Source organism: Nocardia sp. NPDC046763, from assembly GCF_040645495.1.
In the GTDB taxonomy this organism is placed as follows: Bacteria; Actinomycetota; Actinomycetes; order Mycobacteriales; family Mycobacteriaceae; genus Nocardia.
The window spans coordinates 24,502-39,247 of the sequence record NZ_JBEYYI010000033.1; the positions used below are offsets into that span (position 1 = coordinate 24,502).

General features: G+C 67.5%; 15 protein-coding genes. 9 read left to right on the forward strand and 6 right to left on the reverse strand.

Going from position 1 to position 14,746, the window contains the following annotated elements; all coding sequences use genetic code 11:
- Positions 1-48: 48 nt before the first annotated feature.
- The 3 genes from ABZ909_RS36985 to ABZ909_RS36995 all read right to left on the reverse strand — a co-directional run bounded on the left by ABZ909_RS36985 (position 49) and on the right by ABZ909_RS36995 (position 3,060).
- Positions 49-1,383: an MFS transporter gene (locus ABZ909_RS36985; RefSeq protein ID WP_357009598.1), complete on the reverse strand. Its 1,335-nt coding sequence runs from the start codon at positions 1,381-1,383 to the stop codon at positions 49-51.
- Positions 1,384-1,483: 100 nt separating this feature from the next.
- On the reverse strand, positions 1,484-2,467 hold the full coding sequence (locus tag ABZ909_RS36990; RefSeq protein ID WP_357009599.1) for a helix-turn-helix transcriptional regulator: 984 nt from the start codon (positions 2,465-2,467) through the stop codon (positions 1,484-1,486).
- 125 nt (positions 2,468-2,592) lie between these two features.
- The gene (locus tag ABZ909_RS36995; protein ID WP_357009600.1) at positions 2,593-3,060 is read right to left on the reverse strand and encodes a hypothetical protein; all 468 of its coding nucleotides are present in this window, start codon (positions 3,058-3,060) and stop codon (positions 2,593-2,595) included.
- A 414-nt stretch (positions 3,061-3,474) separates the two neighbouring features.
- Here ABZ909_RS36995 and ABZ909_RS37000 point away from each other — a divergent pair, with 414 nt between their 5' ends.
- A complete protein-coding gene (locus ABZ909_RS37000; protein WP_357009602.1) occupies positions 3,475-4,899 on the forward strand; it encodes an MFS transporter in 1,425 nt (474 codons plus the stop codon).
- Between the two features lie 24 nt (positions 4,900-4,923).
- Here ABZ909_RS37000 and ABZ909_RS37005 read toward each other — a convergent pair whose 3' ends face one another.
- A complete protein-coding gene (locus ABZ909_RS37005) occupies positions 4,924-5,571 on the reverse strand; it encodes a response regulator transcription factor (protein WP_357009605.1) in 648 nt (215 codons plus the stop codon).
- A 4-nt stretch (positions 5,572-5,575) separates the two neighbouring features.
- On the reverse strand, positions 5,576-6,748 hold the full coding sequence (locus ABZ909_RS37010) for a histidine kinase (RefSeq protein ID WP_357009607.1): 1,173 nt from the start codon (positions 6,746-6,748) through the stop codon (positions 5,576-5,578).
- Between the two features lie 108 nt (positions 6,749-6,856).
- Here ABZ909_RS37010 and ABZ909_RS37015 point away from each other — a divergent pair, with 108 nt between their 5' ends.
- On the forward strand, positions 6,857-7,798 hold the full coding sequence (locus ABZ909_RS37015) for an ATP-binding cassette domain-containing protein (protein ID WP_357009609.1): 942 nt from the start codon (positions 6,857-6,859) through the stop codon (positions 7,796-7,798).
- 2 nt (positions 7,799-7,800) lie between these two features.
- Positions 7,801-8,544 carry a hypothetical protein gene (locus ABZ909_RS37020; protein ID WP_357009611.1) on the forward strand — a complete coding sequence of 248 codons (744 nt, stop codon included), beginning with the start codon at positions 7,801-7,803 and terminating at the stop codon, positions 8,542-8,544.
- 109 nt (positions 8,545-8,653) lie between these two features.
- Here the strand turns inward: ABZ909_RS37020 and ABZ909_RS37025 are convergent, their stop codons facing one another.
- Positions 8,654-8,857, reverse strand: coding sequence for a cold-shock protein (locus ABZ909_RS37025; protein WP_040813159.1), 204 nt, complete (start codon positions 8,855-8,857; stop codon positions 8,654-8,656).
- A 476-nt stretch (positions 8,858-9,333) separates the two neighbouring features.
- Here ABZ909_RS37025 and ABZ909_RS37030 point away from each other — a divergent pair, with 476 nt between their 5' ends.
- From ABZ909_RS37030 to cmrA, 6 genes are all read left to right on the forward strand, one after another.
- Positions 9,334-9,768, forward strand: a complete 435-nt coding sequence (locus ABZ909_RS37030) for a flavodoxin family protein (protein WP_357009613.1) — start codon at positions 9,334-9,336, stop codon at positions 9,766-9,768.
- 171 nt (positions 9,769-9,939) lie between these two features.
- Positions 9,940-10,518, forward strand: coding sequence for a PadR family transcriptional regulator (locus tag ABZ909_RS37035; RefSeq protein ID WP_357009616.1), 579 nt, complete (start codon positions 9,940-9,942; stop codon positions 10,516-10,518).
- On the forward strand, positions 10,515-12,542 hold the full coding sequence (locus ABZ909_RS37040; RefSeq protein WP_357009618.1) for an NADPH-dependent 2,4-dienoyl-CoA reductase: 2,028 nt from the start codon (positions 10,515-10,517) through the stop codon (positions 12,540-12,542). Before ABZ909_RS37035 ends, ABZ909_RS37040 begins: the two co-directional genes overlap by 4 nt.
- Positions 12,542-13,132, forward strand: a complete 591-nt coding sequence (locus ABZ909_RS37045; RefSeq protein WP_357009620.1) for a VOC family protein — start codon at positions 12,542-12,544, stop codon at positions 13,130-13,132. The genes ABZ909_RS37040 and ABZ909_RS37045 overlap by 1 nt, the downstream gene beginning before the upstream one ends.
- Before the next feature lie 136 nt (positions 13,133-13,268).
- Positions 13,269-13,691 (forward strand): DUF4189 domain-containing protein, encoded by a 423-nt coding sequence (locus tag ABZ909_RS37050; protein WP_357009622.1) that lies wholly within the window; start codon positions 13,269-13,271, stop codon positions 13,689-13,691.
- A 154-nt stretch (positions 13,692-13,845) separates the two neighbouring features.
- Positions 13,846-14,640, forward strand: coding sequence for a mycolate reductase (gene cmrA, locus ABZ909_RS37055; RefSeq protein ID WP_354834405.1), 795 nt, complete (start codon positions 13,846-13,848; stop codon positions 14,638-14,640).
- The last annotated feature ends 106 nt before the right edge of the window (positions 14,641-14,746 follow it).

Here is a 14,746-nt window from a genome sequence, read left to right on the forward strand (position 1 = left end):
TAGACATGGGCGCTCGGCGGCCGTCATAGCGTTGAGCCGTTCCTGAAATCAGCGGCCGCGCAAATCATCTCCGCGCACCGGCAGCAAGAGCATCAGGCCGACGATCAGGACCAGAAGCAGGCCAACGATTCCCGCCCGCTCAGCGTCGAACGCCCACACGAAGAAGCCGAAAAGCGTTGGGGCCAGAAAGGATACGGCGCGCCCCGTGGTGGCATAGAGCCCGAACAGCTGGCCCTCGCGGCCGGGCGGGGACACCCGGGCCAGGAACGAGCGTGCGGAAGCCTGTGCGGGGCCGACGAATACGGTCAGCGCCAAACCGAAGATCCAGAACATGAGCGGACCGGACAGCACCAGCAGGAACGCTCCGCACACGATCATGCCCGCCAGCGAGGCGACGATCACCGCCTTCGGGCCGGTGCGGTCGTCGAATCGGCCGCCGACCAGCGCGCCCAGGGCCGCAACCACATTCGCGGCGACGCCGAACAGCAGCACGTCCGAGTCCGCGATGCCGTACACCCGCACCGCCAGGATCGCGCCGAAGGTGAACACCCCGGCCAGGCCGTCCCGGAACACCGCGCTGGCCAGCAGGAACGCGACGGTGCGCCGATCGACGCGCCACAGTTCCCCGATGTCGCGGAAGAGCACCCGGTACGAACTCAGGAAGGACCGGACCCGCACCGCCGCACCGGGATCGGCCGCGGTGCGCGGCACCTCGGGGACGAACAGGAACAGCGGCACCGCGAATCCGGCGAACCAGACCGCCGCCAGCACCGCCACCAGGCGAATGTTCAGCCCGTCCTCGATCGGAACGCCGAGCAGTCCGCGGTAGTCGTTCTTGCCCGCGATGAAGCCGACGTAGCTGATCAGCAGCAGGATGATCCCGCCGAAATAGCCCATGGCCCAGCCGAACCCGGACACCCGCCCGACGTTGGCGCGCGTGGACACCTGCCGCAGCATGGCGAAGTACGGCACATGCGAGAGCTCGAACGCCGCCGAACCGACGCCCAGCAGGGCCAATCCCAGCCATAGGTAGTGGTAGTCGGCGTGCACGAAGAACATGGCCGCCATCACCAGCACAGTCAGCGAGGTCAGCATTCCCAGTGCCAGCTTGCGCCGAGCGGTGGCGTCGAACCACTGCCCGGCTACCGGCGCGGTCACCGCCACCACCAGCCCCGCCGCTCCCAGCGCCCATCCGAGCCAGGCACTGGGCGAGATCCCGCCCGGCAGCTCCTTGCCCACCTTGTCGGTCAGATACACCGAGAACACGAAGGTCAGGATCACCGCATTGAACGCCGCGCCCGCCCAGTCCCAGAACCCCCACGCCAGCACCGTCCCCCGCCCGGTCGCCTGACCCACGGTGACGTCTCCCGAGCGCTCGCTCATGCAGCGCAGACTAGGCGACCCCGCTCCCCTCCCGCACGACATCCGCGCACCCTGCGCGTCGCGCACATGCGAGAACCGCTCACGCCCAGGCGCTGTCGTGCTACGCCCAGGCGCGGTCGTCGATCGTGAGGGTTCGGCCGTGGGCCTGCTCGACATGTTCGGACCAGGGGCGACGGCGCTCTTCGGTCGTCATGGACAGCAGGGCGTGGAGTTTGTCCCAGGCTTCGGGGTCGGACGGCGTCCAGACCTGCATCCATGCGCCGGCGATGGAGGGCAGGGACATGCTGGTCATGTACATCTCGAGTTCGCCGACGGCGAGGTTGCGGATGACGCGGGTGCGGCCCAGCGGGAGGGCGACGTCGTTGCGCGCCCAGAGTTCCGCGAATTGCGGGCTCGCCGAGACCATGTCGTCGATGAATTCCACCCAGTCGGGGTCGCCGAGGTTGCGGGCGTAGGCGGCGCGCAGGTAGCCGACCATGCGGGCCAGGTGGTCCGGCTCCGAGTGGGGCGGGTAGGGCGTACAGCACTCCTCGGCCAGGAAGACCTTGCGCAGCACGTTCCGGGAGCCGCTCATGAACATCGGATACATCGTCGCGTAGGCGGTATTGCAGGCCAGCACATCGTATTTGGCACTGAACAGGGCTGCGGGCAGCGGATGCATGTGGTCGAGGATGATCTGTACCTCCTCGGGCACCAGTTCCTCGGCGATCGGCGTCGGCACGGTCGGGACGTCGGCGAGCCGATAAAGGTGTGCGTGCTCGGCGCCGTCGAGGCACAGCGCCCGGGCGATCGCATCCAGCACCTGCACACTGCAATTGATATCGCGCCCCTGCTCGAGCCAGGTGTACCAGGTGATCCCCACCCCGGCCAGCTGCGCCACCTCTTCACGCCGCAGCCCCGGGGTGCGCCTGCGCACGCCCGCGGGCAGGCCGACATCCTCCGGGCGGATGCGCGCCCGCCGCGACTTCAGGAAGGTCGACATCTCCTCGCGCCGGGCCTTGCGCACCGAGCGCGAATTGCCATTGCGCACCGCTGCCTCGGCGACGACATCGGTCACCTCACGGGATCCTGCTCCTGACACCATGACTGCATTTTGGCGGCAACCGCGATCGGTATCCAGGTGGTCCCAGTACCGGTATAAGCAGGCTCCTGATATCAGGATCCGGCCCGGCACTCGCGAAGCACGACGATTCCGACCAGCGGTGACCGTCAGAAGCCACCGCCCCCCGGACTGACACCACCACCCCAAATACCACCGTCGGCCGAGCCACCTCCGTCGCCGAAGAAGCCGCTACTGCCGTTACCACCCCAACCGCTGCCATCGACCCAACCGCTACCCCCACCGACGCCACCCCCGTCGTAACCGCCACCGCCGAACCCGCCCCCGCCATAACCAGCACCGTCATAGCCGCCCCCGCCGTAACCAGCACCGGAACCGCCAGGCTGGTCGTCGTAATGGTGGCGGTGATGGTGATGGTGGTGGTTCTGATTGGCCAACATCGAGTAGATCACCCATTGCTCCATACCCGAAGAATCGGCACGTCCCGCACTCCAGCCTGCATAATCCGGAGTGTGATCACGCGCCCGACGCAGACGCCGAGATTCGGAACCCCAGGCCAAGATCGCGATGGACACCACGATGGCCATACCGATGACAATCATGATCGCCAAATGCATCCAACCAGCATGATCCTTGCCAAGCGGACAGACAACCCACACACCGTGGATCCGCATCGATGATCGGACGACCTGGATGACCAGCGGTGCGAAGCCCCCGCACAATCACACATGCCACTCCATTACGCCTGCTGGGGTCGCCGCCACGCGAAACACCTGTCCCGATGTACTACCGCGCCCCTCCGAGGCTTGCCACCGAATCGCAACGGACACGCCATGCGCAACCTTTGCTTCAAGCAGTACGTAACCAAGATGTCACCCCGGCCGCTTCCGTGACCGTCTCGACGCCGCTGAAACCCGGGGTGACACCCTGACTCCATGGTGACGGTATTCGCTAAGGGTATCCAGGTGGTGCCAGTACCCGTATAAACAGACTCCTGTCAGCCGATTCGGCCGCCGCGCACGCTGATTCCCATGACACAGAGCCTGACCCAGTCTCCACCCGCGGCGGCTCCCGCCTCGGTAGCCGTCCGACGTCCCCTCGCAGTCCTGACCGTCATCCTGCTCGGCCAGTTCATGGCGGTGCTGGACGCCGCGATCGTGAACGTCGCCATACCCGCCATCCGAACCTCCCTACACGCCACCGGTTCCGGGCTGCAGCTCATCGTCTCCGGATACGTGATCGCGTACGCGGTGCTGCTCGTCACCGGCGCGCGGCTGGGTGATCGGTTCGGGCAGCGCACCGTGTTTCTCACCGGGCTCGCGCTGTTCACCCTCGCCTCGCTGACCTGCGGTCTGGCCTGGAATTCCTGCTCGCTCATCGTCTTCCGGTTCCTGCAAGGCGTCGGATCGGCAGCCATGGTGCCGCAGGTGATGACCATCCTGCAGCGGGTTTTCGCCGGACCCGCCCGGGCCCGCGCACTGGCGGCCTACGCGACCGTCATCTCCGGCGGCATGGTCGTCGGCCAGATCCTCGGCGGCATCATCGTGACCAGTGATATCGCCGGAACCGGCTGGCGTGGCGTGTTTCTGGTGAACGTGCCGATCGGCCTGGCACTGCTCGCCGCCGCACCGCGGATCCTGCCGGCCGTCACCACCGGCGTGGATCGCAAACTCGATCTTGCCGGGCTGGCCGTCCTGACCGCCTCGGTACTGGCGCTGGTCGTGCCACTCGTGCTCGGGCACGAACAGGATTGGCCGCTGTGGACCCGAATCACCCTGGGCGCGTCCGCTTTCGGTTTCGCCGCCTTCGCGATGGTCGAGCGCTGGGTACATCGCCGCGGCGGGGAACCGCTCTTCGCCGACCGCGTACTGCGCGCCCCCGGCCTGGTGCTCACCGCGGCCACCCTGTTCCTGGTCATGTGCACCTTCGGCGGCTGGATCTTCGTCCTGACCATCCATCTCCAGTCCACTCTCGGCTACAGCGCCCTGCACGCCGGACTGCTGTTCCTCCCCAATGGCGTGACCTTCGGCCTGGTGAGCCTGAATTGGACCCGCATCCCCGCCCGCTTCCACCGCGCGATGATCCCCGTCGGCCTGCTGATCGCCGCCCTGACCACCATCGTCATGGGCCTGCAGATGCGCAGTGGCCATGACATCGCCCCGCTCGAACTGACCGTGTTCGGCCTCATGGGCATCGGCTACGGCCTCGCCTTCAGCCCGCTCATGGCCCGTGCCACCAGCAAGATTCCCCTCGCCCTCGCCGCCGACGCCAGCGGCATCCTCGTCACCTGCGTCCAGCTCGGCGTCGTGATCGGCGTGGCCGGATTCGGCTCGGTGTTCCTCACCCTCGCCGGTTCCACCGCCCTCTCCGCTGCCCACGCCGTCGGCACCACCGCCACCGCCGAGGGCATCACCATCCTGGTCGCCGCGGCGCTCGCGGCCAGGGCCGCTCGCTGACCCGCCGACCGCTCGGGATTCGAATCAGCGGTCGACGAAGCCGGATTCGTAGGCCAGGATCACCGCCTGGGTGCGGTCCCGGGCATCGAGTTTGGTCAGGACGCCACTGACGTGGGTCTTGACGGTCTCGGGTCCGATGTGGAGTTGGTCGGCGATTTCCCGGTTGGACAGTCCGCGGGTCATCAGCAGGAGGACGGTTTCCTCGCGGTCGGTGAGGCCGGCGCGAACGAGTTGCTCACGGGCGCTGGGATTCCCGCGCCCGTGAGCGAGCGCGCGGACGGCCGCGGGGTACAGCAGCGAATCGCCGGTTGCGACAGTCCGTACCGCGTTGGCGATTTCGGCGGGGCGGGCGCGTTTGAGGAGAAACCCGTCGGCGCCGGCGCGCAGGGCGGCGTAGACGTAATCGTCGTTCTCGTACGTGGTGATCACCAGGATCTTCGGTGGCCGCGCGGTGGAACGCAGGATCGCGCGGGTGGTCTCGATGCCGTCCATCAACGGCATTCGCACATCCATGGCGATCACATCGGGGTTCAGCTGTCTGCACAGCGAAACGACGGCCACGCCGTCGGCGGCCTCGCCGATCACGTCGATGTCGGGTTGGGCGTCGAGGATCGCGCGCAGGCCCGCGCGAGCGAGTGGTTCGTCGTCGACGAGCAGGACTGTCACCGGCATTCGATCACCCCCGGACCCGGATCGGTAGCTCGACTCGGACCTGCCACCTGTCGCCGTCGGCGCCGAGCCGCACCGATCCGCCCAGCAGTTCGGCACGCTCGCGAATGCCGCGGAGCCCGGTTCCGGCGCCGGCGGATATCGGGCCGATCAGCTCGTTGGCGATATCGAGGTCGAGCCGGTCCGGCCCGGACAGGACCCGAACCTCGATCGGCACCCGCCCGGCGTGGCGCATGGCATTGGTGATGGCCTCCTGCAGGATTCGGTAGCCCTCCCGTGAGAGCGGACCCGGAATCCGGTGCAGCGGACCGATGACGGTGGCGTCGACCGTCGCACCGGCGGACCGGGCTGCTTCGAACAGACGCTCGGCGTCCGCGAGGGTCGGCCTTTCATGGATCGGACGGTGGGGCTCGCGCAGCACGAGCAGGACCCGATCCAGATCCTCCAGCGCGGCCCGCCCAGTGTCCTCGATGGCGGTCAGTGCGCGTTCGGTGAACTCGGGGTCACCGGTCGCTCGTGCGGCTCCGGCCTGCAGGACCGCGGCGGTCAGGGCGTGGCCGATCGAATCGTGCAGTTCGCGCGCGATCCGATTGTGTTCCAGCAGTTGCTCGGTGCTCTCTTCCAGGGCTCGCAGCCGCTGCGCCGTGGACGGCGCCAGCAGCGTGCGTGCCGCGGCGGTGACCAGGTCACCCAGGCCGATGACGACGATGCCGAGCAGGGCGATGGTCAGCGGTATCAACAGCCCGAACCACCAGTGCGGGTGCGTGATTCGGACGATGGCGTCGTGGGCGGGTGGGCTCCCGGTCGCCGCGCGCACCAGGTCCCGGGTGAGCAGTACGACCGGCACACACGTTGCCAGCAGGATCGCACTCAGTCCGAGCCGGACTTCGAGCCACAACACGGTCCGCCATCGATCCGACCGGTCCACCGAACGGGCGGCCGTGATCGAACGTGGTGGCGCACCGTGTTCGCGGTTGATCAGAAACAGTTGTGCCTGCAGACCCTCCGCCAAGCGTGTCGCAGGGATCAGCCCGACCGGTACCGCGAACGCCGCGGGCAGGTACCAGTGGGTGCGGTCGATGTACAGCCACAGTGCCGCGACGGTGAGCGGCAGCGCCAGATGCAGCCCGCGCGAGTACGTCACCGGATCGGAAAACCGTGCCGCCACCGAACTGATCATGGCTTCATCGTGCCAGCCGCCTCCCGGGCCACGGCTCCCCCGAATTGGGGAGACGATTCACCCGGCAGCGGGAGGACACGGCCCCGACGCGGAACCAGGCTGAGGTCCATGACCACCATCGACCTTCACGAGCTGACCAAGGACTACGGCGCGAAGCGGGTGCTGGACCGGGTCACCTGCTCGGTGCGGCCGGGCCGGGTCACCGGTTTCCTCGGTCCCAATGGCGCGGGCAAGTCCACCACGATGCGGCTCGTACTCGGCCTGGATCGGCCGACCTCGGGCCTTGCGACGGTGGCCGGTCGCCCGTTCACCGCCGCGCGCCGTCCGCAGCGCCTCATCGGCGCTCTCCTCGACCCGTTCGCCATGCATTCGAGCCGGACAGCGTTCGCGCACCTGTCGGCACTCGCCGCCGCGGAAGGGATTCCCCGGCGGCGCGTGGACGACGTGCTGGGAGCAGTCGGTCTCGAGACGGTGGCCGGCAAACGGATCAAGACGTTCTCGCTGGGTATGCGTCAGCGGCTCGGGATCGCCGCCGCGCTGCTGGGCGATCCGCCGGTCCTGATGCTCGACGAGCCGTCCAACGGGCTCGACCCGGAGGGCATCATCTGGCTGCGCAGCACTCTGCGCAGCCTTGCCGACGAGGGCCGGACGGTGTTCGTCTCCAGCCATCTGATGAACGAAACCGCTTCCTTCGCAGACCATCTCGTGGTGCTGGGTCGTGGCAGGGTCCTCGCCGACACCGGCCTCGACGACTTCATCGATCGCCATGCCCGGCCGCGGGTCCGGATTCGCACCGACTCTCCCGAAACGTTGCGCACCGTGCTGACCGATGCCGGCTTCGATCCGGTCGCGGGCGATTCGGGGCGCTGGTATGTCGACGGGGCCCGGGTCGGCACGGTCGGTCCACTGCTCGTCCGCGCCGGTGTCCCGGTCCTCGAACTTGCCGACGAGTCGGGGACTTTGGAGCAGGCGTACCTCGCTCTGACGGCGGACGCCGCCGAGTTCACGTCCGCCACTTCGACCCCGACGACACCGGAAAAGGTGATGTGACAATGTCTTTCACAGCAGTCCTGCGCTCGGAATGGATCAAGGCCCGATCGCTGCCGGTGCTGAGCGGCTTGGTCGCACTGATGTTCGCGGCCACCGTGGGATTTTCGCTGACCGGGACCGTCAGCCTCGGCAGGCACGATGCGGGCAAACCGGGTTTCGATGCGCTGCTGATCTCGTTCTACGGCATCAATTTCGGTCAGCTCGCCGCCATCTGTGTCGGAGCCGTCTGTGCGGCAGCACAGTTCAGGAGCAACGGAGCGCGCATCTGGTTCGCGGCGGTACCGCGGCGGGGCCTGGTGTATTCGGCGAACCTCCTGGTGATCGGCGCGAGCACACTCCTGGCCGGTCTGCCGACCGCGGCGCTGTGTTTCTTCGTCGGGCAACCACTGCTGGGGGCACAGCGGGTGCGGGCCGATGATCCGGCAGCGTTGCGCGCGATCATCGGCTGCACGCTCTATCTCGCGCTGATCGCCCTGTTCGCTGCCGGCCTGGCGACCGTGTTCCGAAACGCCATGGCCGCCATGGGAATTCTCGTACCCGTGGTCCTGTTGCTGTCGTTCACTCTCGGCGACGTCACCCACGACGGCGGCCTCATCCAGTTCCTCCCCGACCGGGCGGGCAGACAGGCACTCGTCCACAACCCCTCGGGAACCCTCGGCCCTTGGACCGGCCTCGCCGTCACCAGCATCTGGGCGGCCACCGCGATGTGGGCCGGATGGGAAAGCCTGCGCCGCAGAGATTTCTGACTTCGGCAAGTCTCCGGAACGACCCCGGAAGCGCGCGAGCGACAACGCGACGCCTCGAAAAAGCACGAAACCCGCGCCGGGCGGCGCGGGTTAGGTGTTGTGTCGGCTCCTAGATGGCGCGGACGTTCTGCGCCTGCGGACCCTTCTGGCCCTGGCCGATCTCGAACTCGACTCGCTGGCCCTCGTCGAGGGACTTGAAACCGGAGCCGGCAATCTCGGAGTAGTGGACGAACACGTCGGGGCCGCCGCCGTCCTGCGCAATGAACCCGAAGCCCTTTTCGCCGTTAAACCACTTCACACTGCCTTGCGACATACTTTTTTATTTCTCCCTGTTGCGAGCCGAGCGATCACATCAACAACCCGTGCTCGCTACCAGCATGGCACACTCCCGCAAGCCCGTCGGCAACGCCCCGATCAGCGACGTCCCGCGCGTCGACGGCGACGGGCCGAGCAACCGGCACAGGAAGCAACACGACAGTGCACTCGACCGGCGGTCTCCGCACCATCGCCCCGGGCCCGGATCCACCGAAAACGACGCATTCCCGCCCGCTCGACCGAAGAAAGCGTCGATTTCCGGTGATCCGGATCAACATCCCGGCACATATGAAATGCCCTAGTTCCAAAGTGATCGACGGAACCATGACCACCAGAATCGGCCGTCGCCACAACGACACCGGTCCGAGAGTGCGAGACCTATGACGGCCGACACACCACTTCGATGTCACGGTCGAGACCGGGGTGGTGTCTCCGAGCATGTCCGATCGATGCGGGTAGCGAAGGAGCGCTGTGATGAAGGCCCTGATCGTGTGTGTTTCGGTGTCGCATGGCAATACGCGGCGGGTGGCGGAGGCCATCGGCGAGGTGCTGGAGGCCACCGTCCTCGAGCCCGAACAGGTCGAGGTGAGCTCACTCGAGGAGTACGACCTGGTGGGTTTCGGGTCGGGGATTTTCAATCAGATGTTCCACCCCCGGCTGCGCGGATTCGTGCGGTCGCTGCCGAAAGCGGAGCGCGGCAGGGCATTCGTGTTCGCCACCAGTGGGTTTCCGCCACAGTTGTGGCCGATGGCACGGCTGGTCCGGCGCGCTGGGTTCGACGTGGTCGACACCTTCTCGGTTCGCGCGTTCGACACCTGGGCTCCGCTGCGAGCGATCGGCGGCGTCAACAAGGGCCGGCCGGATGCCGGTGATCTCGAGGCGGCGCGGGTATTCGCCGCCGGACTGTGAGCACGACAACCAATGTGCCGCCGGTGATTTCGACGGTGGCCTGGTCCTGCACCAGCTTCCCCGAGACGTTCAGCGTCTCGGGGGCGACGCTGTCGGCCTTCGCGTCGGCACCATACCGATGCCTTATGCACTGAATTGCATAGTACGTCTCGTCTCAGTTACCCTGGCTGCATGGCCCTCGAACACGCGCTGCTGGTATCGCTGACCGAACGCGCCAGCTCCGGATATGACCTGGCGCGTCGTTTCGACAAGTCCATCGGATTCTTCTGGAACGCTACCCACCAGCAGATCTATCGCGTGCTCAAGCGCATGGACGAGCAGGGCTGGGTCATCGCGGAGACCGTGCCACAGGAGGGCCGCCCGGACAAGAAGGTCTACACCGTCTCCGACGCCGGCCGGGCCGAACTGATCCGCTGGATCGCCGAACCCGCCGACCTGGAACCCATGCGCAACGAACTCGGCGTGAAGCTGCGAGCCGCCTCCCTCGGCGATGTCGGCGCGCTCACCGCCGAGGTGCAGCGCCACCGCGACCAGCACGCGCATCGGCTCGACCTGTACCGCACCTTCGAGAAGAAGGACTACCCCGCGCCGGATCAGCTCACCGGCCCCAAGCTGCACCAGTACCTCGTCCTGCGCGGCGGCATCCGCGTCGAGGAGGGAATCGTCGACTGGTGCGAGGAAGTACTCGACGCCCTGAAGCGCGACTCAGCCCGGTCGCAGGCGTCCGAACCGAAAGGCTCTCAGCGATGAGCGCGTACCCGCACCTGTTCGAACCGCTGGACCTGGGATTCACCACGCTGCGCAATCGCGTGGTCATGGGTTCCATGCACACCGGCCTCGAGGATCGGGCCTGGCATACCAACCGGCTGGCCGCCTACTTCGCCGAGCGGGCCAAAGGCGGTGTCGGACTGATCATCACGGGCGGCTACGCCCCCAACCGCACCGGCTGGCTGCTGCCCTTCGGCGCCAAGCTGACCAACAAGACCGAGGCCTACCGGCACCGCGCCATCACCAAGGCGGTGCACGCCGAGGGCGGCAAGATCGCGCTGCAGATCCTGCACGCGGGCCGCTACTCCTACATGCCGACCAGCGTGTCCGCCTCCGCCATCAAGGCCCCCATCAACCCGTTCAAGCCCCGCGCGCTCTCGTCCAAGGGCGTCGAGGAGACCATCGACGACTACGCGCGCTGCGCCTACCTGGCCAAGTTCGCCGGGTACGACGGCGTCGAAATCATGGGTGGTGAAGGCTATTTCATCAACCAGTTCCTGGCCGAGCGCACCAACAAGCGCAAGGACAAGTGGGGCGGCTCGCCGGAGAACCGCCGCCGCATCGCGGGCGAGATCGTGCGCCGGGTGCGCGACGCGGTCGGACCGGACTTCATCATCGTCTTCCGGCTGTCCATGGCCGACTTCGTGGAGAAGGGCCAGACCTGGGACGAAATCGCCGCCGTCGCACAGGATGTGGAGGCCGCCGGCGCCACCATCATCAATACCGACATCGGCTGGCACGAGGCCCGGGTGCCCACCATCGTCACCTCGGTGCCGCGTGCGGCGTTCGTGGAGTGGACCGCGAAGGTCAAGGACCTCGTGAACATTCCGGTATGCGCGTCCAACCGGATCAATATGCCCGAGACCGCCGAGGAGATCCTCACCCGTGGCGACTCCGACCTGGTGTCGCTGGCCCGCCCGCTGCTCGCCGACCCGGACTGGGCGCGCAAGGCCCAGGACGCTCGGCCGGACGAGATCAATACCTGCATCGCCTGCAACCAGGCCTGCCTGGACCATGCCTTCCAGGCCAAAACCGTGTCCTGCCTGCTGAATCCGCGCGCCGGGCACGAGACCGAGCTGAAGCTGCTGCCGACCCGCCGGACCCGGAAGTTCGCCGTCGTGGGCGCGGGCCCGGCCGGACTCTCGGCCGCGGTCAGCCTGGCCCAGCGCGGGCACCACGTAGATCTGTTCGAGTCCGACGACAAGGTTGGCGGGCAGTTCGATATCGCTCGCCGGATCCCGGGCAAGGAAGAGTTCAACGAGACCCTGCGCTACTACACTCGGCAGCTCGAAATCACCGGTGTGCGTGTCCATCTCGAGACCCGGGCCACCGCCGAGCAGCTCATCGCGGGCGGCTACGACGAGGTCATCCTGGCCACCGGCGTGAAGCCGCGCATCCCCAATATCCCGGGCATCGACCACCCGAAGGTGCTCACCTACGCCGAGCTGGTGCGCGACGGCAAGCCGGTGGGCAAGAAAGTGGCGGTCATCGGCGCCGGCGGCATCGGCTTCGATGTGAGCGAATTCCTCACCGTCGAAGGACATCCCAGCCTCAAGCTCGACGAGTGGAAGGAAGAGTGGGGCGTCTCCGACGATCCCACCGTCCCCGGCTTCGTCACCACCCCCAAGCCCTCCCCCGCCGCCCGGGAAGTCGTGCTGCTGCAGCGCAAGTCGTCCTCCTTCGGCAAGGGACTGGGCAAGACCAGCGGCTGGGTACACCGGGCCGCGGTCAAGGCCAAGGGCGTCGAACAGATCGGCGGCGTCAACTACGAGCGCATCGACGACCGCGGCCTGCACGTCAGCTTCGGCGAGAAGCGCCAGCGCCCGCAGATCATCGAATGCGACAACGTGATCCTGTGCGCGGGCCAGGAATCCGTGCGCGACCTGCACGAGCCGCTGCAGAACGCGGGCGTGAAGGTGCACCTCATCGGCGGCGCCGACCTGGCCGCCGAACTCGACGCCAAGCGTGCCATCAACCAGGGCACCCGCCTGGCGGCGGCCCTGTAATGCCGAACCTCACCCGCCTGGGACTGCCCGGAGACGAGCAGTCCTGGGCGGCACTGGGTTTCACCGTCAGCGGCGGCCGAATGCAGATCGGCCGCATCGCCTGCGCCCTGGGCGGGCCCGCCTGGGGCTTCGACGAAACCCATGCCGCCCCCGAATCACTCGGCATTCCCTACCTGGAATCGGCTGCGCCCGAAGTTGATTCCACGCGCACGCATCCGAATGGCGTGACTACCGTCGATCACGTCGTCTACTGGGTGCCCGATCTGGACGACGCCGTCACCGATCTGACCGCCGTCCTGGGCATCCCGCCGCGCCGGCGCTTCTTCCCGCGCGGCCCGGAAGGCCCCGAAATGGCCTTCTACCGGGTCGGCGAACCGTTCATCGAAGCCGTGTCCTCCGGCCGCGCGCCCGCCCTGACCGGCGTCGCCTTCCTGTCCTCCGACCTGGACGCCACCGTCGCCGCCGTCCGCGCCGCGGGCGGCCCCATCGGTGACCCCAAACCCGCCGTCCAGGGCGGCCGCATAGCCAGCGTCTGGCACGGTCACCTGAAGTGGGGCATTGCCTTCATGGAGCCCAAGCCCCGGAAATGACCGGGTCACGGGACGACATTTCCCGCCGGAATCGAAATGACCTATACACCAACCGATTCAGATGGTCGGGGATGTCGTACCACCCTGCCATGATCGCGGAGCACTTGCTTCAACGATCCTGGGGGAGAAATTCTCTATGCATCTGTCTCGTAAGGCCGCCGCCGGTGCGGTGGCCTCCGCCGCCGCCGCGCTGATGAGCACCGGTATGGGTACGGCACACGCCGCCTATGACTACTACGGCTCCTTCGCCGTCGCCGACCTGGGCGACCAGTGGTCCGTCGGCTACGCCTACAACGCGCCCGACCAGGGCCGCGCCGACGCCGACGCCATGGACCAGTGCGGCTACTCCAACTGTGTGGTGGCGCTGCGCTGGAACAACGGCTGCGCCGCCCTCGTGGACCGCGACGGCAACCTGTACACCGGCCTGGGCAGCAACCTGGCCACCGCCGAGCGCAATGCCATCGCGGCCAGCGGCCCGGACCCGAACCCGCTGATGGTGAGCCTGGGCAGCGCGGATCCCTCGCAGGCCCACGTCCTCATCTCGAAGTGCACCGCCTGATCTCGGCAGGCACCTCCTGATCCGCCTGCCGGACCCGCCGGGCACGCGCTGAACAGCGTGAACGCGAGCGTGCGGGTGGGGTGGTTTTCCTTTCGTCCACTCCACCCGCACGCCGAGCGCCCCATCCGCACGAACATCGGTAGGCTCGGATCCCGTGAGCCTGCCTGTACCCACCGCCGACAATCGTGCCGTCGTCACCGGAGCCTCCTCCGGGATCGGCACCGCCCTCGCCGAAGAGCTTGCCTCGCGGGGCTACTCGCTGATCCTCGTCGCCCGCCGCGGCGACCTGCTGGCCGAGCTGGCACAGCGGCTGACCGAGCGGTACGGCATCACCGCCGAGGTGCGGGCGGTGGACCTGTCCGACCGCGATCAGCGCGCGCCGCTGGCCAAGGAGCTGGCCGCGCGGGACATCGCGATCTTGTGCAACAACGCCGGTGTCTCCACCTTCGGCCCGCTGGCCAAGCTGGACCTGGACTACGAGCGCGACATCATGGAACTGAATGCCGTTGCCGTGCACGATCTCACGCTGGCCGTGCTGCCGGGCATGCTGGAGCGCCGCGCTGGCGGCATCCTCGTCACCGGGTCGGCGGCGGGCAATATGCCGATTCCGAACAACACCACCTACTCCGCGAGCAAGGCGTTCGTGAACACCTTCTCCGAGTCCCTGCGCGGTGAGCTCAAGGGCACCGGCATCAATGTCACCCTGCTGGCTCCCGGCCCGGTCCGCACCGACAACCCGGACCAGGAGGAGATGGGCAACAAGATCCCGGAGTTCATCTGGGTCACCGCCGCCCACACCGCCAAGATCACCATCGACGCGCTCGCCCGTAACAAGATGCGCGTGGTCCCGGGCCTGATCAGCAAGGGTATGAGCCTGGCCGGGCAGTTCGGCCCGCGCTCGATCACCTCGGTGGTGGCCGGCGCCGCCTACAAGAAGCTCGGCAGCTGATCAGCAAACCGTCAAGATCCGCGGGAGTCTCGTAAAAGGGACGTTGCCGGATATTTCCGGACCGCGGAATCGGCGTAGTCCTGGTGACGGCCCCGCATGAGAGAAA

Coding starts and splice junctions, on each gene's coding strand:
- ABZ909_RS37045 (WP_357009620.1), top strand. CDS start 12,542: ATGCCGAACCTCACCCGCCTGGGACTGCCCGGAGACGAGCAGTCCTGG.
- ABZ909_RS36995 (WP_357009600.1), bottom strand. CDS start 3,060: ATGCATTTGGCGATCATGATTGTCATCGGTATGGCCATCGTGGTGTCC.
- ABZ909_RS37025 (WP_040813159.1), bottom strand. CDS start 8,857: ATGTCGCAAGGCAGTGTGAAGTGGTTTAACGGCGAAAAGGGCTTCGGG.
- ABZ909_RS37030 (WP_357009613.1), top strand. CDS start 9,334: ATGAAGGCCCTGATCGTGTGTGTTTCGGTGTCGCATGGCAATACGCGG.
- ABZ909_RS37015 (WP_357009609.1), top strand. CDS start 6,857: ATGACCACCATCGACCTTCACGAGCTGACCAAGGACTACGGCGCGAAG.
- ABZ909_RS36990 (WP_357009599.1), bottom strand. CDS start 2,467: ATGGTGTCAGGAGCAGGATCCCGTGAGGTGACCGATGTCGTCGCCGAG.
- ABZ909_RS37005 (WP_357009605.1), bottom strand. CDS start 5,571: ATGCCGGTGACAGTCCTGCTCGTCGACGACGAACCACTCGCTCGCGCG.
- ABZ909_RS36985 (WP_357009598.1), bottom strand. CDS start 1,383: ATGAGCGAGCGCTCGGGAGACGTCACCGTGGGTCAGGCGACCGGGCGG.
- ABZ909_RS37020 (WP_357009611.1), top strand. CDS start 7,801: ATGTCTTTCACAGCAGTCCTGCGCTCGGAATGGATCAAGGCCCGATCG.
- ABZ909_RS37035 (WP_357009616.1), top strand. CDS start 9,940: ATGGCCCTCGAACACGCGCTGCTGGTATCGCTGACCGAACGCGCCAGC.
- ABZ909_RS37010 (WP_357009607.1), bottom strand. CDS start 6,748: ATGATCAGTTCGGTGGCGGCACGGTTTTCCGATCCGGTGACGTACTCG.
- ABZ909_RS37050 (WP_357009622.1), top strand. CDS start 13,269: ATGCATCTGTCTCGTAAGGCCGCCGCCGGTGCGGTGGCCTCCGCCGCC.
- ABZ909_RS37000 (WP_357009602.1), top strand. CDS start 3,475: ATGACACAGAGCCTGACCCAGTCTCCACCCGCGGCGGCTCCCGCCTCG.
- ABZ909_RS37040 (WP_357009618.1), top strand. CDS start 10,515: ATGAGCGCGTACCCGCACCTGTTCGAACCGCTGGACCTGGGATTCACC.